The 18815-nt window shown below is 69.7% G+C and carries 21 protein-coding genes and 1 tRNA gene; 11 read left to right on the top strand and 11 right to left on the bottom strand.

Features of this window, described 5'->3' with window-relative positions; genetic code table 11:
• Positions 1 to 13: 13 nt before the first annotated feature.
• The 3 genes from WS57_RS13995 to WS57_RS37995 form a co-directional block, all read right to left on the bottom strand.
• On the bottom strand, positions 14 to 673 hold the full coding sequence (locus tag WS57_RS13995; protein ID WP_009693708.1) for a hypothetical protein: 660 nt from the start codon (positions 671 to 673) through the stop codon (positions 14 to 16).
• A complete protein-coding gene (locus tag WS57_RS14000; RefSeq protein ID WP_009693707.1) occupies positions 670 to 1314 on the bottom strand; it encodes an MBL fold metallo-hydrolase in 645 nt (214 codons plus the stop codon). Before WS57_RS14000 ends, WS57_RS13995 begins: the two co-directional genes overlap by 4 nt.
• Positions 1315 to 1776: 462 nt before the next feature.
• Positions 1777 to 2091: a hypothetical protein gene (locus WS57_RS37995; RefSeq protein ID WP_228545363.1), complete on the bottom strand. Its 315-nt coding sequence runs from the start codon at positions 2089 to 2091 to the stop codon at positions 1777 to 1779.
• Between WS57_RS37995 and WS57_RS14005 the strand changes: the two genes are divergently transcribed.
• On the top strand, positions 1973 to 2584 hold the full coding sequence (locus tag WS57_RS14005; protein ID WP_009693706.1) for a septal ring lytic transglycosylase RlpA family protein: 612 nt from the start codon (positions 1973 to 1975) through the stop codon (positions 2582 to 2584). The two genes, WS57_RS37995 and WS57_RS14005, sit on opposite strands and share 119 nt — an antisense overlap.
• A gap of 108 nt (positions 2585 to 2692) precedes the next feature.
• Here the strand turns inward: WS57_RS14005 and rsmI are convergent, their stop codons facing one another.
• Positions 2693 to 3571 (bottom strand): 16S rRNA (cytidine(1402)-2'-O)-methyltransferase, encoded by an 879-nt coding sequence (gene rsmI, locus WS57_RS14010; RefSeq protein WP_069244425.1) that lies wholly within the window; start codon positions 3569 to 3571, stop codon positions 2693 to 2695.
• 46 nt (positions 3572 to 3617) lie between these two features.
• On the opposite strand from rsmI, the gene WS57_RS14015 reads away from it, so the two are divergent.
• From WS57_RS14015 to WS57_RS14035, 5 genes are all read left to right on the top strand, one after another.
• On the top strand, positions 3618 to 4046 hold the full coding sequence (locus WS57_RS14015; RefSeq protein WP_040126450.1) for a YraN family protein: 429 nt from the start codon (positions 3618 to 3620) through the stop codon (positions 4044 to 4046).
• A gap of 126 nt (positions 4047 to 4172) precedes the next feature.
• Complete coding sequence (locus WS57_RS14020) at positions 4173 to 4757, top strand: SIS domain-containing protein (protein ID WP_059603793.1); 585 nt, start codon at positions 4173 to 4175, stop codon at positions 4755 to 4757.
• Positions 4758 to 4774: 17 nt separating this feature from the next.
• Positions 4775 to 5575, top strand: coding sequence for a BON domain-containing protein (locus WS57_RS14025; RefSeq protein ID WP_009687632.1), 801 nt, complete (start codon positions 4775 to 4777; stop codon positions 5573 to 5575).
• An 11-nt stretch (positions 5576 to 5586) separates the two neighbouring features.
• Positions 5587 to 5937, top strand: a complete 351-nt coding sequence (locus tag WS57_RS14030; protein WP_059514830.1) for a c-type cytochrome — start codon at positions 5587 to 5589, stop codon at positions 5935 to 5937.
• A 97-nt stretch (positions 5938 to 6034) separates the two neighbouring features.
• Positions 6035 to 6110 (top strand) — tRNA-Ala (locus tag WS57_RS14035).
• 135 nt (positions 6111 to 6245) lie between these two features.
• On the opposite strand, the gene WS57_RS14040 is transcribed toward WS57_RS14035, so the two are convergent.
• Both WS57_RS14040 and WS57_RS14045 read right to left on the bottom strand, forming a co-directional pair.
• The gene (locus WS57_RS14040; RefSeq protein WP_069244426.1) at positions 6246 to 7643 is read right to left on the bottom strand and encodes an enolase C-terminal domain-like protein; all 1398 of its coding nucleotides are present in this window, start codon (positions 7641 to 7643) and stop codon (positions 6246 to 6248) included.
• 60 nt (positions 7644 to 7703) lie between these two features.
• Positions 7704 to 9044 (bottom strand): MFS transporter, encoded by a 1341-nt coding sequence (locus WS57_RS14045; protein WP_059604548.1) that lies wholly within the window; start codon positions 9042 to 9044, stop codon positions 7704 to 7706.
• Between the two features lie 321 nt (positions 9045 to 9365).
• On the opposite strand from WS57_RS14045, the gene WS57_RS14050 reads away from it, so the two are divergent.
• Both WS57_RS14050 and WS57_RS14055 read left to right on the top strand, forming a co-directional pair.
• The gene (locus WS57_RS14050) at positions 9366 to 10001 is read left to right on the top strand and encodes a DUF2239 family protein (protein WP_069244427.1); all 636 of its coding nucleotides are present in this window, start codon (positions 9366 to 9368) and stop codon (positions 9999 to 10001) included.
• A 16-nt stretch (positions 10002 to 10017) separates the two neighbouring features.
• On the top strand, positions 10018 to 11349 hold the full coding sequence (locus tag WS57_RS14055) for a carotenoid oxygenase family protein (protein WP_069244428.1): 1332 nt from the start codon (positions 10018 to 10020) through the stop codon (positions 11347 to 11349).
• A gap of 16 nt (positions 11350 to 11365) precedes the next feature.
• Here the strand turns inward: WS57_RS14055 and WS57_RS14060 are convergent, their stop codons facing one another.
• From WS57_RS14060 to WS57_RS14075, 4 genes are read right to left on the bottom strand one after another with little or no spacing between them, the layout of a single operon-like run.
• Complete coding sequence (locus WS57_RS14060) at positions 11366 to 12532, bottom strand: ABC transporter permease (protein ID WP_009692065.1); 1167 nt, start codon at positions 12530 to 12532, stop codon at positions 11366 to 11368.
• A gap of 9 nt (positions 12533 to 12541) precedes the next feature.
• A complete protein-coding gene (locus WS57_RS14065) occupies positions 12542 to 13696 on the bottom strand; it encodes an ABC transporter permease (RefSeq protein ID WP_069244429.1) in 1155 nt (384 codons plus the stop codon).
• A gap of 21 nt (positions 13697 to 13717) precedes the next feature.
• Complete coding sequence (locus WS57_RS14070; RefSeq protein ID WP_009692063.1) at positions 13718 to 14416, bottom strand: ABC transporter ATP-binding protein; 699 nt, start codon at positions 14414 to 14416, stop codon at positions 13718 to 13720.
• Positions 14417 to 14426: 10 nt separating this feature from the next.
• Positions 14427 to 15632 (bottom strand): efflux RND transporter periplasmic adaptor subunit, encoded by a 1206-nt coding sequence (locus WS57_RS14075; RefSeq protein ID WP_069244430.1) that lies wholly within the window; start codon positions 15630 to 15632, stop codon positions 14427 to 14429.
• 395 nt (positions 15633 to 16027) lie between these two features.
• Here WS57_RS14075 and WS57_RS14080 point away from each other — a divergent pair, with 395 nt between their 5' ends.
• On the top strand, positions 16028 to 16261 hold the full coding sequence (locus WS57_RS14080) for a hypothetical protein (protein WP_040126461.1): 234 nt from the start codon (positions 16028 to 16030) through the stop codon (positions 16259 to 16261).
• A gap of 78 nt (positions 16262 to 16339) precedes the next feature.
• Here WS57_RS14080 and WS57_RS14085 read toward each other — a convergent pair whose 3' ends face one another.
• Positions 16340 to 17101: a Mut7-C RNAse domain-containing protein gene (locus WS57_RS14085; protein WP_069244431.1), complete on the bottom strand. Its 762-nt coding sequence runs from the start codon at positions 17099 to 17101 to the stop codon at positions 16340 to 16342.
• Positions 17102 to 17186: 85 nt separating this feature from the next.
• Between WS57_RS14085 and WS57_RS14090 the strand changes: the two genes are divergently transcribed.
• Together WS57_RS14090 and WS57_RS14095 are read left to right on the top strand one after the other, a co-directional pair.
• Complete coding sequence (locus tag WS57_RS14090; RefSeq protein WP_040126463.1) at positions 17187 to 18056, top strand: NAD(P)-dependent oxidoreductase; 870 nt, start codon at positions 17187 to 17189, stop codon at positions 18054 to 18056.
• A 73-nt stretch (positions 18057 to 18129) separates the two neighbouring features.
• Positions 18130 to 18774, top strand: a complete 645-nt coding sequence (locus WS57_RS14095; protein ID WP_059514810.1) for a LysE family translocator — start codon at positions 18130 to 18132, stop codon at positions 18772 to 18774.
• The last annotated feature ends 41 nt before the right edge of the window (positions 18775 to 18815 follow it).

The following is an 18815-nucleotide window of genomic DNA, read 5'->3' on the forward strand; positions in this document are numbered from 1 at the left end:
TGAGCGAGATTCGCTAATTTGCGCGCGGATCCGTGGGATTTTGTCCCGCGCCCGCCTGTTCCGAACGATCGGTGTCGGACACCGCGAGGCCGGCCAGCGCGGCCTGCTGCCGCCGCAGGTCCGCCAGCATGTTGCAGAACAGCGCGCCCTGTTCGATCGCATCGTCGAGCGCGACGTGCGTGTGCGGATGATCGTCGAACCAGTGCTTCGGGAAGCGCGGCTTGATCGCCTTGCGGTACGGCAGGCCCGTCATCGCGAACGCGAGCGTCTTGATGTCGAGCGCCGACCACGAGAACGGGCAGCGGCCCGCGAAGCGCATCATGTACCAGAACATGAACGTGAAATCGAAGCCGGCCGGCATCGCGACGAATACCGGCTTGCCGGGCAGCGCCTCGACCCACTCGACGTACGCGACGAGCGCGGCCTCGGGCGCCTGCAGGTCCTGCCGGCACGCGGCCCATGCTTCGGGCTCGGTCTTCCACCACGCTTCCTGCACCGGGTGCGCGTGCGCGCCCGGCAGCGTCTCGAGGTTCGCCGAGAAGGTCGCGATCAGCTGCTTGTCCTCGGTATAGGCGGCCGACGCGAAGCTCAGCATCGAGTGCGGGCCGGGAATCGGGCCGTCGGCCTCGACGTCGGTGCTGACGTAGATTTCCGGGATGGCGGTCTGGTTCATCCGAACACCTTGTCCGATACGAACGGGTTCGTGCGGCGCTCGTCGCCGAACGTCGACACCGGGCCGTGGCCCGGCACGAACGTGACGTCGTCGCCGAGCGGCCACAGCTTCTCCTTGATCGAGCGCACGAGGTCGGCGTGATTGCCGCGCGGGAAATCGGTGCGGCCGATCGAGCCCGCGAACAGCACGTCGCCGACGATCGCGACGCGATGCGCGCGGCTGAAGAACACCACGTGGCCCGGCGTGTGGCCCGGGCAGTGATAGACCTCGAGCGTCTCGTCGCCGAACTGCACGGTGTCGCCGTCGTTGAGCCAGCGGTCCGGCTCGAACGCTTCCGCGGCCGGGAAGCCGAAGCGTTCGCTTTGCATCGGCAGCTTCTCGATCCAGAAGCGCTCGTCTTCCTGCGGCCCCTCGATCGGCACGCCGTAGTGCGTCGCGAGCGTCTTCGCGCCCGCGCAGTGGTCGATGTGCCCGTGCGTGAGCAGTACCTTCTCGACCTGCACGTTCTGTCGCGCGATCTCCTGTTCGATCCGTTCGAGATCGCCGCCCGGATCGACGACGGCGGCGCGGCCGGTCTGCTCGCAGACGAGCAGCGAGCAGTTCTGCTGGAACGGCGTGACCGGGATGAGCGTGACTTTCATGGAGGCACCGGCGGCTAAAAGGATCGATTGTACCGGTCGCGCGAGGGGCCTGCCGCTCGCGCGGCGGTGCACGCGCGGCGCGTGTGGGGGCAATCCCGGAGCATCCCGATTGTTACCGCCATAGCGAGAATCAATGGTCGGCGCAGGGCGTTTTTCCGGTCGCACTTTTGATTTATGTATAATGCGCCCCATTGCGCGTGAATTTCACGCAATTCGCTGGTGTTTCGGCCCCGTTAAAAGGGGCGTCGGATTCACCGTCAAGCATCAGCCGCCGGGGAGTCCGGCGGTGTATCCAGCACCGAGCATTCGGTGCTCACGTCTTGTCCGGCCGGGTGCTGCGCGCCCGCCTGCGGCCTTGCTGCCGCGCCGCCGGATGAGGCCTGTGCCGCCGTTCCTGTGCGTTGGCTGTATCGACGCGCGCGAACGTGAAAGCCATGTTCGATGGCGGCATGTGGGGTCTGGTCAGGCTGCCGGGGACAGGTTGCGCCAGACGTGAAAGCTAATCAGGACGGTTGCGGCAGAGACGAAAGCCGCGCCCATGCAAGCCGCCGCCTGCTCGCGTTCGAGCGGGGCGTGCACGCATTTGCCGTCCGGGTCGCATGTCAGCGTTGAGTACAGCGTTGTGGAGTCGCGGCCCGAACCAGAAGGCGACACGTCGATGAATTTACGTTTTCCGAGTCGATTCGGGACCATTGCATTATTTCTCGCGCTGACGGGCTGTGCCGTGCCGCCCAGCCAGACCACCGGCAGCGTGAGCCAGAAGAAGGCGGTCGACAAGACCGCCGCCGCCGCGAAGGCGGACGACGACAAGCAGCAACTGAATTTCGATTCCGCGCTGGCATCGATGCCGGCCGCCGACAGCAGCGACGCGAAGAAGTCGTCGCTGGCGGACGCCGAGCCGATCGACGGCAAGGACGTGTCCGATTTCCGCCAGACGGGCCGCGCATCGTGGTACGGGAAGGACTTCCACGGCCGCCGCACCGCGAACGGCGAGCGCTTCAACATGAACGCGTTCACCGCCGCGCACCGCACGCTGCCGCTGTCGTCGTACATCAAGGTGACCAACGCGTCGACCGGCAAGTGGGTCGTGGTGAAGGTCAACGATCGCGGGCCGTTCAAGCGCGGTCGCGTGCTCGACCTGTCGTATGCGGCGGCGAAGGTGATCGGCCTCGTGCACGCCGGCACCGGCCGCGTGAAGATCGAAGGACTCTCGCCGCAGGAAGCGCGCGAGGCGCGCGACGAGATGTTCGCGTCGATCTCGTCGAAGTAGTCGTACGGCGGATCGTCCGCTCATGCAAAAGGGCTGCCCGAGGCAGCCCTTTGTCGTTCCGGGGGCGCCGGCGTTTCGTTCGCCGGCCCGCCGCTCGTTGACGGTTCGTCACCCTTCCTTCAGTGCCAGTGCGCGCGCATACAGCGCATTGCGCGACGCGCCGGTCAGCGCGGCCGCGAGCCTGGCGGCGCTCTTCACCGGCACTTCTTCCAGCAGCAGCCTGAGCAGCGCGTCGTGCGCGGTGTCGTCGGCGGCGCCCTCGTTGTCCGGCGCGCCTTCGACGACCAGCACGAATTCGCCGCGCTGACGGTTCGGGTCGGCGTCGAGCCAGCTCTGTCCTTCGGCCAGGGTGCCCTGGAACAGCTGCTCGTGTAGCTTGGTCAGTTCACGCGCGATCAGCAGCCGGCGCGCGGGGCCGAACGCCTCGGCGAGCGCCGCGACCGTGTCGGCGATCCGGTGCGGCGCTTCGTAGAACACCAGTGCATACGGATGCGACACCAGCGCCTGCAGCGCGCTCGCGCGCTGCTTCGCCTTCGGCGGCAGGAAGCCGGCGAACGTGAACGCGCCGGCCCAGTCGCCGGCGACGCTGAGCGCGGTCACGGCCGCGCTCGCGCCCGGCAGCGGGATCACCGCGAAGCCGGCCGCGCGCACGGCGTCGACGAGCCGCGCGCCCGGGTCCGAGATGCCGGGCGTGCCGGCGTCCGACACGTACGCGACGCGCTCGCCGGCGCGCAGCAGTTCGATCACGCGCAGCGCCGCCTCGCGTTCGTTGTGCTCGTGCACTGCGACGAGCGGCTTCGAGACCCCGTAGCGGGCCAGCAGCTGGCCCGTGTTGCGGGTGTCTTCGGCTGCGATGCGGTCGGCGAGGCCGAGCACGTGCAGCGCGCGCAGCGTGATGTCGGCGGTGTTGCCGATCGGCGTCGCGACCACGTAGAGCGCGGCTTCCGGATAGTGCTGCGTATGCGCGAGTTCGAGGAGGGCAGTCATGGCAGGCAATGCACGCAATCGCGGCGCAAGCGGAACAAGGACGGCATTGTGCCACGCGGCGGCGCCCGCGCCGGAGGCGCGTCGCGGTGCGGCGCATGCACGCGACAACTTTTCCGGCGCGGCGCGATCCAAGCCCGTCGGTGCGGCATTCGAGCTGCGTGCGCGGCAGTTCCTCGCGCGCCGCGGGCTCGCGTTCGTCGCGGCGAACGTGACGATGCGCGGCGGCGAGCTCGATCTCGTGATGCGCGAAGCGGACGGCACGCTCGTGTTCGTCGAGGTGCGCGCGCGGCGCAGCACACGGCACGGCGGGGCGGCCGCGAGCGTCGGCTGGCGCAAGCGGCGGCGGCTCGTCGCGGCGGCGCAGCGCTTCTGGGCGCGGCACGACCCGCGCGCGGCGTGCCGTTTCGACGTCGTCGCGTTCGAGGCCGGGCGGCTCGTATGGCTGCGTGACGCATTTCGTACCGACGACGCGTAGCCGCGAGCTGTGACCAGATGTAAAGAGTTCTTGCCAACCCCCCGGACAGGGCGCCGGAGTACGGTAAACTCGCCGCACCCACGATGTCGCGCGAGATGCGTCGCGCGCCCAGTTCACCAGGAATCGATGTCAGTCGAACGTATTCAGCAACATTTTAACGACAGTGTCGCGCTGCTTGCCGAAGCGGCCGACGCGCTGTCGTTGCCGATCGCGGCCGCGGTCGACGCGATGTTCGCCGCGCTGGCGAACGGCAACAAGATCGTCGCCTGCGGCGACGGCCCGTCGGCCGCTGCCGCGCATTACCTCGCCGTGTCGCTGGTCGGCGGCTTCGAGCGCGAGCGTCCGGGCCTGCCCGCGATCGCGCTGGCCACCGATGCGTCGCAGGGCGGGCTCACGGGGGCGGCCGCCGCCGAGCAGCTGTTCGCACAGCAGGTGCGCGTGCTCGGGCAGACCGGCGACATCCTGCTGGTGCTCGATGCGAGCGGCGCGTCGCCGCGCGTGCTGGCGGCGATCGACGAGGCGCACGAGCGCGAGATGACCGTCGTCGCGCTGACGGGCGGCAGCGGCCATGCGGTCGCGGCCGCGCTGTCCGACACCGATATTCCGATCAACGTGCCCGCCGAGCGGGCGGCGCGCGTCCACGAAGTCCATCTGCTGACCATCCACTGCCTGTGCGACGGCATCGACGCGATGCTGCTGGGTGAGGATTGAACGAAGGAGAGCCGTCGATGAATCAAAGCCGCGTCAAACAGACGCTCGTCAGAACCACGCTGCTCGCCGCGCTGACGGCGGGCCTGGCCGTGTCGCTGCAGGGCTGTGTGCTCGGAGTGGTGGGTGCGGCGGCCGGCGGCGGCGCGCTGATCGCAACCGATCGCCGCACGCTCGGCGCGCAGACGGAGGATCGCGAGATCCAGGTCAAGTCGCTCACGCAGATCAACAACGGGCTGCCCGACCAGTCGCACGTGAACGTGACGGTGTTCAACCGCCGCGTGCTGCTGACCGGCGAGGTGCCGAACGATGCGTCCAAGCAGCGCGCCGAGGAAATCGTGCGCGGCATCAACAACGTCAACGGGATCGTCAACGAACTGTCGGTCGAGCCGGCGTCGTCGCTGTCGTCGCGGGCGAACGACTCGTACCTCGAAGGGCGCGTGAAGTCCGAACTGATCGCGACGAAGGGGATTTCGGCGAACAACTACAAGGTCGTCAGCGAGCGCGGCAACATCTACCTGATGGGCCTCGTGACGGTCGACGAGGGCAATCGCGGCGCAGAGGCGGCGAGCCAGGTGCCGGGCGTCGAGAAGGTCGTGAAGGTGTTCCAGTACATCAAGCCGCAGGATGCGCAGGCGCTGCAGGCCGCCACGCCGGCAAGCGATGCCGCCGGCGCGCAGGCCGCCGCGGCGCCGGCCGATGCCGCGACGGTCGGCGCGGTGCCCGATGCGTCCGTGCAGTCCACGCCGCTGCAGCCGCCCGCGCCGATCTCGAATTCGTCGAGCGTGCATCCCGGCAATCCGAAGGCGACTCCGCAATGAAGGCCGGGAAGATGAAGTCGATGAAGCAACGGATGGTGCAGGGCGTCGCGGCCGCGGCGCTGATGGCCGGGACGTTCGGCGCGGTCGCGCACGCGGATGTCGGCGACGGCCTGAAGGTCGCGCGCAGCAACGCATGCATGGGCTGTCATGCGGTGGACCGCAAGCTCGTCGGTCCGTCGTTCAAGGACATCGCCGCGCGATACAAGGCCGATCCGCAGGCGGTGGCAAAGCTGTCGAAGAAGGTGAAGGAGGGCGGCTCCGGCGTCTGGGGCGCGATTCCGATGCCCGCGCATCCGCGCATGAGCGATGCGGACGTCCGCTCGGTCGTCGAATGGGTGCTCGCGGGCGCACCGCAGCAGTGATGCGCGAGGCCGGCGCCGGCCGGCCGTGCGCGTCAAAATGGCTGGGGAGAACCCTATTGCCAAGCGCGGAAAAGCGTGTGTATGATGGTGGACTGTTGGGGCGGTAGCTCAGCTGGGAGAGCGTCGCGTTCGCAATGCGAAGGTCGGGAGTTCGATCCTCCTCCGCTCCACCAACAGAATTCGAAAACCCCGTCGGGCGATGCCCGGCGGGGTTTTTTGCATTGAAGCGCGGGAAGGCGCGCGCCGCGGCCACGTGTTTCCGGCTGTATCCCCGGCCTTCGTCCCCGTCGCCACCTTCGACTTCCCCGTCACCCCCGCCCGAAACTCGGCCGCTTCGGATCATACGTCCACCCCGGCACGAGGTAACGCATCGCGACCGCATCGTCGCGCGCAGTGCTGCCGACCTGCCGGTACAGCGCATGCGCGGCCTCGATCTGCGCCATGTCGAGCTTGATGCCGAGCCCCGGCCGCTCCGGCACGGCGACCTTGCCGCCGACGATCGCGAGCGGCTCGCGCGTGAGCCGCGCATCGCCTTCCTGCCAGATCCAGTGCGTGTCGATCGCGGTGATCGTGCCGGGCGCGGCGGCGGCCGCGTGCGTGAACATCGCGAGCGACACGTCGAAGTGATTGTTCGAGTGCGAGCCCCACGTGAGTCCCCAGTCGCGGCAGAGCTGCGCGAGCCGCACCGAGCCCTGCATGGTCCAGAAGTGCGGGTCGGCAAGCGGGATGTCGACCGCCTGCAGCCGCACCGCATGATCCATCTGCCGCCAGTCGGTCGCGATCATGTTGGTCGCGGTCGGGATGCCCGTCGCGCGGCGGAATTCGGCCATCACCTCGCGGCCCGAATAGCCGGCTTCCGGGCCGCACGGGTCTTCCGCATAGGCGAGCAGGTGGCCCTGCCCGCGACACAGCGCGACGGCTTCGTCGAGCGACCACGCGCCGTTCGGATCGAGCGTCGCGCGCGCATCCGGGAAGCGCGCCTTGATCGCCGCGATCGCCTCCATCTCGTCCGCGCCGGCCATCACGCCGCCCTTCAGCTTGAAATCGGCGAAGCCGTAGCGCTCGACCGCAGCCTCGGCCTGCCGCGCGATCGCGGCCGGCGTCAGCGCCTCGTCGTTGCGCAGCCGGAACCACGGGTCCGATGCGTGCGCTTCGTCGCGGTACGGCAGGTCGGTGCGGCGCCGGTCGCCGATATAGAACAGGTAGGCGAGCATCGGCACCGCGTCGCGTTGCTGCCCTTCACCGAGCAGCGCCGCGACGGGCACGTCGAGGTACTGGCCGAGCAGGTCGAGCAGCGCGGCCTCGATCGCGGTGATCACGTTGTCGAGCCGCAGGTTGATCTCGTGCGGCTGGCGGAGCACGGCCGCTTCGCCGGCCGACGTGACCTCGTGCCGGATCGTGCGTCCGGCGCCCGGCCCCGTGCCGGCAAGCGCGGCGCGTACCGCGTTCAGCGTGGCCTGGTAGTGCCCGATCGGCTGGCCGACCACGCGGTCGATCATCCGTTCGAGCGCGTGGCGGATGCCCTCGCCGCCCGGCACCTCGCCCGCGCCCGTGCGCCCGCTGCTGTCCTCGAGGATCACGAGGTTGCGCGTGAAGTACGGCGCGTGCGCACCGCACAGGTTGAGCAGCATGCTGTCGCGGCCGGCGACGGGAATCACCTGCATGCGCGTGACGCGCGGCGTGCCGGCATGGCGGGTTTCGGACATCGGTTCGCTCCTGGTTCCGTTCGCGCGGGCCGCCGGACGGACCGGCGCGGCCCGCGCCGTTCAATCAAGCTCGACGCGGCGGATCTCGCCGACGACGAACACGTAGCAGATCACCGCAACGAGCGCGTGCGCGACGACGTAGACGAGTGCGCCGTTGAACGAGCCGCTGCGGTCGACGATATAGCCGATCGCGATCGGCGTCGTGATGCTGGACAGGTTGCCGCACGTGTTGAGCAGCGCGCCGCTCAGCCCCGCGATCTGGCGCGGCGCGGTGTCGGCGTTGACGGCCCAGCCGAGCGCGCCGAGCCCCTTGCCGAAGAACGACAGCGCCATGAACAGCACGACCAGCACATGCGAGTCGGTGTAGTTGCAGACCAGCATCGACATCGACAGCAGCATGCCGATCACGATCGGCACCTTGCGCGCGACCGACAGCGAGCGGCCCTGCCTGAGCAGCGCATCGGACACCACGCCGCCGAGAATCCCGCCGAGGAAGCCGCACACGGCCGGGATCGACGCGACGAGCCCCGCGTTGAGGATCGACATCCCGCGCGCCTGTACCAGATAGACGGGAAACCACGTGATGAAGAAATAGGTGAGCGCGTTGATGCAGTACTGCGCGACGTACACGCCGATCAGCATCCGGCTCTTCAGCAGCGCCTTCACGTGATGCAGCGACGGGCCGGCGTCGCGGCGGCCCGTCGCCTGGTCGATATTGACGAGCGCGCCGCCCTCGGCGAGATAGTCGAGTTCCGCGCGATTGATGCCGGGATGGTCCTTCGGATCGTAGACGGTGCGGTTCCAGATCGCGACGAACGCGAAGCCGAGCACGCCCATCACCGCGAATACCGACTGCCAGCCGAACGCGTGCACGAGCCAGCCCATCAGCGGAGCGAACACGACGGTCGCCGCGTACTGCGCGGCATTGAAGATCGCCGACGCGGTGCCGCGCTCGGGCGCCGGGAACCATGCGGACACGATCCGGCTGTTGGCCGGGAACGACGGCGCTTCGGCCGCGCCGACCAGGAAGCGCAGCCCGAACAGCAGCGCAAACGCCGCCGCGCCGCCGAGGAAGCCGATCGCACCCTGCAGCAGCGTGAACAGCGACCAGAAAAAAATGCTGAACGCATAGACGACGCGCGAGCCGTAGCGGTCGAGCAGCCAGCCGCCCGGCAGTTGCGCGATCACGTACGACCAGCCGAACGCCGAGAAGATGAAGCCGATCTGCACATGGTTCAGATGCAGCGCGCGGGCGAGGCTCGGCCCCGCGATCGCGATCGCCGCGCGATCCGCGTAGTTGATCGTCGTGACCGCGAACAGGACGGCCAGCACGAGCCAGCGCACGCGCGTGCGCCGGGCCGTCGCCGACGCGGACGCCGGCAGCGCGTGAAGCGGATTCATGACTTGTCTCCTCCGGGACGCGGAAGGCGCCGTCGCGCGCATCGGTGTGCGCGCGATCGAGTTGTCTGGCGGATTGCCGCTCGCAGGCGGCCGGACGTCGCTGCGCCAAGGCAGGGCGTGCGGATCATTCTGGCACGGTGGACATTCCGCTTTCATGCCAATTTCTGACTTGATCGATTCAGCGTTTGAATCGATCGATGGAAGGAAGAGACCGTACGTGCCGATCGCCATATTTTTATCCGGGTGATATTGACATCTTATTTATACCCGGATAAAAATAGCGGCATTCCAATCAACGAACCCGCTCCGAGGGCGACCACGATGACCGCTTCCACACTCGTTCCTTCCTGCACGGCCTTCGACGGTCACCGGCGGCTCGCGTCGGGCCCGCTCGCGACGGTGGCGCTCGCGGTCAAGCGCGTCGCCGGCGACGGAATGACCGGCACGGTCCTGATCTTCGACGATGCGACGGGCCGCTCGATCGACCTCGACCTGCGCGGCACGGCCGATGAAGTCCGCGCGCGTTATGCGCCGCCGCAGGGTGACGCAGCCGACGCTGCAGGCGCCGCCGGCGAGCCGGCCGGCGCGAGCGAACAGCGCGGCCGCGGCCGGCCGAAGCTCGGCGTCGTGTCGCGCGAGGTCACGCTGCTGCCGCGTCACTGGGAATGGCTCGCCGCGCAGCCGGGTGGTGCATCGGTCGCGCTGCGCAAACTCGTCGAGGACGCGCGGCGCACGCATGCGGCCGCCGACCGGCGGCGCGACGCGCAGGCGCGCGCGTATCACTTCATGTCGGCGCTGGCCGGCGACCTGCCCGGCTTCGAGGAGGCGGCGCGCATGCTGTACGCGAACGACCTCGAGCGGATGGCCGAGCTGATCGCGGGCTGGCCGGACGACGTGCGCGACCATGCGCTTGCGCTCGCGCGCGGCGACCTGCCGCGATTCACCGACGACCGTTGACGGAGCGCGCGACGCCATGACCGCATTCGACCTGAACCGGGGCGCGATCGCGCCGGTCGCCGACGAGGTCGACCTCGTCGACCTGCACGTGACGGGCGCCATTCCGCCCGGACTCGACGGCACGCTGCTGCGCAACGGCCCCAATCCGCCGGGCGGCCGCTTCGAAGGGAACGACATGCTGTCGTGGTGGCCGGAAGCCGCGATGCTGCACGCGATCGCGTTCGAAAACGGCCGCGCGGCCGGCTACCGGAACCGCTGGGCGCGCACGCGGCGCTGGGCCGCCGTGCATGCGCCCGCGCAGGCGCCGCACCTGCCCGATACCAATCCGAACGTGAGCGTGCTGCAGCATGCGGGCGAACTGCTCGCGCTGTCGGACGGCGGCGCGCCGTTCGCGATCACCGCCGCGCTCGATTCGCTCGGCGCGCCGGCACGGCACGCGGGCTTCGACGGCGCGATGGCCGCCCATCCGAAGCTCAATCCGTCGACCGGCGAGCTGATCGCGTTTCAGGCGGACTGGCGCGCGCCGCGGCTGCGCTACGGCGTGGCCGACGCGCACGGCGTGCAGCGCGTCGATCTCGCCATCGACCTGCCCGCGCCGTCGATGATGCACGATCTCGCGATCACCGAAACCCGCAGCCTGGTGCTCGACCTGAACGTCGGCTACGACTTCTCGCTGCTGAAGCAGGGTCACCGGATGCCGCTGCGCTGGCACGACGAACGCGACGCGCGCATCGGCGTGCTGCCGCGCCACGGCGGCGACGTGCGCTGGTTCGGCGTCGAGCCGTGCTTCATCCTGCACGTCGTGAACGCCTACGACTGCGATGCGGAATGCATCGTGCTCGATGCGGTGCGCTATCCGTCGTTCCTGCGGCTCGACGCGCGCACGGGGCGCTTTGCCGACAACCCGGTCGGCGAGCTGTGGCGCTATGTGATCGATACGGCGAACGGGCTGGTCGACGAAGGGCCGCTCGCGGACGGCGGGATCGAGCTGCCGCGCATCAACGAGCGCCGGACCGGGCGCCGCTACCGATACCTGTACGCGGCCGAGCAGCCGAACGGCGCGCAGATGCGCGGCGTGATGCGCTTCGACCATGCGAACGGCACGACTACGCGCTACGCGGTGCCGCCCGGCGACCAGAACGGCGAGCCCGTGTTCGTGTCACGCCCGGGCGGCATCGACGAGGACGACGGCTGGCTGCTGGTGATGGTGTACCGCGCGGCGACCGATACGAGCGATGTCGTGATCCTCGACGCGCGCGCGATCGACGCGGGCCCGCTCGCAACCGTGCATCTGCCGCGCCGCGTGCCGGCCGGCTTCCACGGCGCGTGGGTGCCGCGCGAGCGCTGAGCGGCGCGGTTGCGCGTCACTGCGCGCGCAGCGCGTCGACGATGTTCAGCCGCGCGGCGCGCAGGGCCGGCAGGAAGCCGCCGACGAGCCCCATCACGAGCGAGAACAGCAGCGTCTTGACGACGATCGCCGGCGTCAGCACGAAGCGGAACGACAGGTCGGAGAAGGTCTGGAAGTTGGTCGTCGAGAACGACGCGAACTGCATCAGCGACGCGCACGCGAGCCCGGCGACGCCGCCGACGAAGCCGAGCAGCAGCGCTTCGAGCACGAACGCGACGAGCACGCTGGTGCGCCTGAAGCCGAGCGCGCGCAGCGTGCCGATCTCGGCGACGCGGTTCGCGACCGACGCATACATCGTGATCATCGCGCCGATCATCGCGGCGATCGAGAAGATCGTCGACAGCGTGATGCCGAGGATGTTGATGAAGGTCGACAGCGCCTTCGACTGGTCGCCGTAGAACGCCTGCTCGCGCTTCGCCTCGTCGGTCAGGCGCGGGTCCACGTCGATGTCGGCCTTGAAGCGCGCGAAGCCGTCCGCGCTCGGGATGCGCAGCACCATCGACGAATAGCTGGTGCGGCGAAACGACTGCATCAGCTGGTCGACGTCGCCCCAGATCTCCGAATCGAAGCCGCTGCCGCCCGCGTCGAACACGCCGACGATGGTCCAGTCGCGCTGCGCGAAATGCAGGCGGTCGCCGAGCTGCGTGCCGCTGAAGCCCTTCACGATCGCGCTGCCGACGATGATTTCCGACGAGCCCGGCGCGAACATGCGGCCCGCCGTGAGGTGCACGCGCGGACGCAGCGCGAGGCCGGACGGCGAGACGCCGCGAATCACGACGTTCGACGGCTTGCCGGTGGAGGTTTTCACGAGCGAGATCAGCACGACCGCCTCCTTCGACACGAGCGGCCGGCCGTCGGCGCCGAGCGCGACCGACGGATGCATCTCGAGCGCGTTCGCCTGCTGGTGGTCGATCGCGCTCTGGATCTCGGTTTCGGCGCCCTTGCGGATCACGACGACGTTGTCGGGTTCGCCGGTCGAGACGAGCGTCTGCGTGAGCCCCGCGTCGAGCATCAGCACGGTCGCGAACACGAAGATCACGAGCGCCATCCCGCCGGCGGTCAGCGCGGTGGTGAGACGCCGGGCCCACAGGTTGCGCGCGATGTAGGTGAGCGGGATCGCCATCGCCGGTTCCTAGCCGATCGCCCGCAGGCCTTCGACCACGCGCACGCGCGCCGCCTGCCAGGCCGGCGCGAGCGCGGCCGCGAGGCCGACCGCGAGCGAGCAGGCCGCCTGCAGCGCGAGTGTCTGCGTCGACACCTTGAACACCGGGAAGATGCCGCCCGCCGCCTGCTTGAACGCGCTCGCGGCCGGCGAGGTCGCGAGCATCCCGAGCGCGCCGCCGGCCACCGCGATCACGACCGATTCGCCGAACACGAGCAGCGCGAGAAAGCCGGGCCCGAAGCCAAGCGCCTTCAGCGTCGCGTATTCGGCGGTGCGCTCGCGCGCGCTCATCGCCATCGCGTTGGCCATCACGGCCATGATGATCAGGATCACCACGTAGGACACCAGCCGGATCGCCGCGATGATCTGGTTCGACATCGCGACGAAGCCGAGCTGGAACGCCTGCTCGGTCTCGGTCAGCGTTTCGGCGAGCGAGTTGCGGAACGCCGCGTCGACGTTGCGCGCGATCGCCGCGCCGTCGTCGGGGTTCGCGACGCCGAGCACGAACACGCCGACCTGGTCGGCCTGTTTCGGCGTGCGCTTGCGCACCGTTTCGTTCAGGTAGTCCCAGTGGAATACCAGCTGGCGCGTGATCGTCGAATCGTCGCGGCCATCAAGGATGCCGCGCACGACGAAGTCCCAGGTGCCCGGATAGATCGTGCCCTTCAGCGGAATCACGTCGCCGACCTTGAAGCCGAACTGCGTCGCGAGCTGGCGTCCGACGAGGCAGCCGCGGCGGTCGCGGGCGTAGTCGGCGCGCTGCTGCGCGGGCACGATGAATTCGGGGTAGAGGTCGAGATAGTTGTCCGATACCGCGAAGCTCGCGAAGAAGTTCTTCGGGTCGCGATAGATGCCGCCGAACCAGTTCGAGCGCACCACGGCCGTCACGCCGTCGACGCCGCGAATCCGGTTCTCGTAGCTGAGCGGCAGCGGGAACACGAGCGAGATCGCGTTGCGCGTGACGAGCCGGCCGCTCGACGCGGCGGCCGCGCCGGCATACCACGCGTCGACGACCGTATGCAGCAGCCCGAACGCGAGCACCGCGATGGTCAGCCCGAGCACGGTCAGCAGCGTTCGCAGCCGGTGCCGCAGCGCATTGCGCGCGATCAGCTTCAGCACGAACATCGTGCGCGCTCCCGCCGACGCTCAGCCCGCGTGGCCATCGATCAGCTCCCCTTTTTCCAGATGCACGAGCGTGTTCGCGGCGGCGGCCGCATGCGCGTCGTGGGTCACCATGATGATGGTCTTGCCGAGCTCGGCGTTTAGCCGCTGCAGCATCGCGAGCACGTCGGTCGCCGACGCGCGGTCGAGGTCGCCGGTCGGCTCGTCGGCGACGATCAGCGCCGGATCGGTGATCAGCGCGCGCGCGATCGCGACGCGCTGCTGCTGGCCGCCGGACAGCTCGGACGGGTAGTGGCTGGTGCGGTCGCCGAGATTCACCATGTCGAGCACGAGCGCGACACGCTCGCGCCGCTCGCGGCGCGACAGGTGCGTGAGCATCAGCGGCAGCTCGACGTTCTCGAACGCGGTCAGCACCGGCATCAGGTTGTAGAACTGGAAGATGAAGCCGACGTTCGCGGCGCGCCATTCGGCGAGCTGCGCCTCCGCGAGCTGCGTGATGTCGAGCCCGCCGACGCGCAGTTCGCCGGCGTCGGGCCGGTCGATGCCGGCCACGAGGTTCAGCAGCGTGCTCTTGCCCGAGCCCGACGGCCCCATCAGCGCGACGAATTCGCCTTCGCCGATGTCGAGCGTGATGTCGGTCAGCACCGGCACGAGCTGGTTGCCGCGCCGGTACGATTTCGCGACGTGGCTGATCTCGACGAGGGGCGGCGGCGCTTCGCTCACGCGCGCCCCGCTACTTCTTCGCGACGGTCACTTTCGCGCCGTCCCTGAGCTTCGGGCCCGGCGCGAGCACGACCGTGTCGCCCGGCTTCACGCCGCCAATCGCGACGAGTTCGCCGATTCGCGCACCCTTCGTCACGGGCACCGCGCGCACCGCGTCGTCCTTTACGACGAACACGACCGGCCGGCCGTCGCGCTCGACGACGGCGCTGGCCTGCACGGCCGTCACCGGCCGCCGGTCCTGCGCGGACAGCGGCTTCGACAGGAACGCGATCTTCGCGCTCATGTCGGGCAGCACGCGGTCGTCGCGGTCGACGAAGCGGACCTTGACGAGCACGGTGGCCTTCGAGCGGTCGACGGTCGGCACGATGCGCGACACGCGGCCCGCAAAACGCAGGTCGGGCAGCGCGTCGAGCTGGATCTCGCACGGCTGCTCGGCGCGGATCTTCGCGATGTTCGACTCGGCGACGTCGGCCTCGACCTCGAGGGTGTCCATGTCGGCGATCGTCACGACCGCGCCCTTGCTGTCCGACGCGGACGAGAACGGCGTGATGTTGTCGCCGACGTTCGCGTGCTTCGCAAGCACGATGCCGTCGAACGGCGCGCGGATCACGGTCTGGTCGACCGCGACCTGCGCCGCCTGCGCGTTGGCCTGCGCCGACGCGATCGCGGCCGCGTCGCTGTCGACCGAGGCGCGCGCCTTGTTCACGCGGGCGCGGTCGGCATCGTACTGCGCGGCCGGCACCGCGCCTTTCGGCGCGAGCGCGGCGGAGCGGCGCAGCGCGATTTCCGCGTCGCTCAGCTCGGCCTGCTGCAGCGCGAGATTGGCGCGGGCGACCTTGACCTGCGCCAGCGCCTGCGCGAGCGACGCCCGCACGTCGTCGCTTTCGAGGCGCGCGATGACCTCGTCCTTCTTCACGCGCGTACCCTCGAGCACGCCGAGCCACTCGACGCGCCCCTGGCCCTTCGACGCCACCGCGGCCTTGCGTTGCGGCACGACGTAGCCGGTCGCGTTGAGCTGCGTGTCGTTCTGGTACGGGTAGGCGGAAGTGACGGCCGTCGTCTCGACGGTCGGCCGGCCGGTGAGCGCGACGCTCGCGCCGATGGCGACGAGGAGGATGGCGGCGGCGATCGCATAGCGGACCCAGCGGCGCCGCGGCGGCGGCGCGGCGAGCGGACGCCGGTCGATTTTCAGTTTGTCCAGATTGTGATCGGGCAATTTGGGCGCCTCATGGCGGCGGTCTCGCGACCGGCCGCGATCCGGATTCCATGGAAAGGGACGGAAGGTCGCCCAGTATAGCGTTGCCGCGAACGGCGCGAGAACGGGTTGGGCGGGCGCGTAACGCGCGTCGCCGGACCTTGTGCCGGGCCGCCCGGGAAGCCGCCCGCGAGCCCGCCGCGCGGGCGATCCGGCGTGCCTCGGGGAAAACCCGAAAACGCAAGCCGCGTGTCAACTTGCCGCGAAGACGATGCGTTATGGTGCCAGTGCGTCAGTATTTGTCGCGGCGGATCGGCGAAGCCGGCAGCTGCGACGCGACCTGGCGCTCCGATGCGAATGCCTCGCATCTTTTCGTACCGGTACGTTTGAATTATTTCTCCGCTAAAGGAAGAACAATGAAGAAGACGCTCGCATCGATCATGACCGCAGCATTCGCTCTCGCATCGGTTTCGGCATTCGCACAGGCGTCCGCGCCGGCAGCCGACACGTCGGCCGCAGCATCGGCGCCGGCCAAGAAGGATCACAGCAAGCCGAAGCACCAGCTGAAGCGCCACGGTTCGGCCAAGGGCAAGGCGAAGGCCGCCGCCGCATCGGCAGCCGGCACGAACGACGCAGGCGCGCAGAACTAAGCGCGTCGCCACGGAGCCGGCCCGGCCGGCCAACCGTCGGACAACCCCGCATGTTTCGGCGTGCGGGGTTTGTTTTTTTCAGGCGTCGGGTTCGCCGGACGGCGACGACGAGGGGAGCGGCGGCGCGCGCATCGCGTCGACCACCGAGCGCATGCGCCGCCAGTGCGAGCCCTCCCAGAACACGCGCCGGCACACGTCGCACGCGGCGAAGCGGCGGTGCCGCTGCCGCACGCCGGCCGGCACGCGCGGCGCCGCGGCGGCCGCGTCGAGCGCGTGCAGCGGCGCATTGCAGCGCAGGCACAGCCGGAACGGCCGCATGTGCGGCGCGAGATCGAGCCGCACGAACAGCTCGCGCAATTGTTCGGCGGGCTGCTGCGCGTGCAGGTAGCAGCCGTGCACGATCGCGCGCCGCTTGAGCAGCTCGCGGTCGCGCGTGAGCACGATCCGGTTTTCGCGTGCGGCGAGCGCCGCGATTTCGTCGTCGCGGTAATGGTTGTCGTAGCAGGTGTCGAAGCCCGCGAGACGCAGCAGTTGCGCGAGCCCGCCGAGGTGCGCGTCGGCGATGAAGCGCCATTCGGCCGATGGCGGCGCGCCGGGCGCCGGCTGCGCGCGCGGCGGATACGCGTCGACGCGGTCGCCGTCGTCGAGCGGTCGCTCGAGCGTGGCCGGCGCGCCGTTCACGCAGAGCCGGCCGATTTCCGTATGCGGCACGCCGAGCGCCTCGATCGCGTGCTTGACGGTCGCGTCGCGCGCGCAGGCGTGCACGAACGCCCGGTCGCGCTGCGCACGCGCGAGGAACGCGTTCAGTTCGCCGTGGAAGCGGAAGGTCGCGGTCGCCATTCGCGCAGTATCGCATCGTGTGCGGACCCTGCACGCGTCCCGCATCTGTGTTTTACTCGCCGCTTCACGGTCGAAGGAGCGGGCAATGGATCTCGGATTTATCGGGCTGGGCGAAATGGGGCAGGCCATCGCGACGAACCTGCTGAAGGCGGGGCACGCGGTGCGGGTGTGGAACCGGTCGCGCGAGCGCGCCGAGCCGCTCGCCGCGCTCGGCGCGCAGGTCGTCGACACGCCGGCCGACGCGTTCCGCGGCGACGCGGTGTTCTCGATGCTCGCCGACGACGCGGCCGCGCGCGCGATCTTCGACGACGCGCTGCTCGCGCAGGCGCCGCGCGGGCTGATTCACGTCAACATGGCGACGGTGTCGGTCGCGCTCGCGGAATCGCTCGCGCACGCGCATGCGTCGCGCGGCCTGGACTATGTCGCGGCGCCCGTGATGGGGCGTCCCGACGTCGCGGCCGCCGCGCGGCTGACGATCATGGCGGGCGGCCCGGCGGAGGCGATCGACCGCGTGCAGCCGCTGTTCGACGCGATCGGCCAGAAGACCTGGCGCTTCGGATCGCTGCCGCAGCACGCGAACGTCGCGAAGATCGCGGCGAACTTCACGCTCGCGTCGGCGATCGAGACGCTCGGCGAGGCATCGGCGCTGCTCGGGGCGCACGGCGTCGCGATGCGCGATTTCCTCGACGTGATCACCGGCAGCGTGTTTCCGGGGCCGGTCTACGAAGGTTACGGCGCGATGATCGCCGAGCGCCGCTACGAGCCTGCGCGCTTCAAGGCGCGTCTCGGCCTGAAGGACGTGCGGCTCGCGCTGGAAGCCGGCGACGCCGCGTCGGTGCCGCTGCCGGTGGCGAGCGTCGTGCGCGACAGCCTGCTCGACGCGCTTGCCCACGGCGGCGGCGACCAGGACTTCGCGGTGCTCGGCGAAGCCGCGCTGCGGCGCGCGGGCCGCTGACGCGGCGCGCGACAGAAGCGCGTCGCGCGCGGCATAATCGACGTTTTCATTCTTCTTTCGGTCGGGAGCGGTGATGAACCTGCATACGTGGTGGCTTTTCGTGGCGACGGTGTTCGTCGTGTCGGCGATTCCGGGTCCGAACATGCTGCTCGTGATGACGCACGGCGCGCGGCACGGGCTGCGGCGTTCGTCGTCGACGATGGCCGGCTGCCTCGCCGCGCTGGTGCTGATGCTGTCGGTATCGGCGGCGGGCCTCGGCGCCGTGCTCGAAGCGTGGCCGGCGATGTTCAACACGCTGCGTTACGCGGGCGCGGCCTATCTCGTCTACCTCGGCGTGAAGGCGTGGCGCGCGCGCGTCGACGACGCTGCACCGGCCGCCGCCGACGTCGAGTCCGTGCCGCGCCAGGCTGCGCCGGCGTCGCGCTGGGCGCTGTTCCGCAACGGCTTCCTGGTCGCGGGCAGCAACCCGAAGGCGATCCTGTTCGCGGCCGCGCTGCTGCCGCAGTTCATCAATGCGGCCGAGCCGACGCTGCCGCAGTTCGGCATCCTCGTCGTCACGTTCGCGGTGATCGAGGTGAGCTGGTATCTCGTCTATGCGTCGTTCGGCACGCGCATCGGCGCAACGCTGAAGAGCCAGAGCGTCGCGAAGATCTTCAACCGGCTGACCGGCGGCCTGTTCGTCGGCTTCGGCGCGATGATGGCGCTGGTCCGGCACTGATCGCGCGGCCGCGTCGCTTCGGCCCGCCGAACGCCCCGTCC

The organism is Burkholderia pseudomultivorans (genome assembly GCF_001718415.1).
Classification (GTDB): Bacteria; Pseudomonadota; Gammaproteobacteria; order Burkholderiales; family Burkholderiaceae; genus Burkholderia; species Burkholderia pseudomultivorans_A.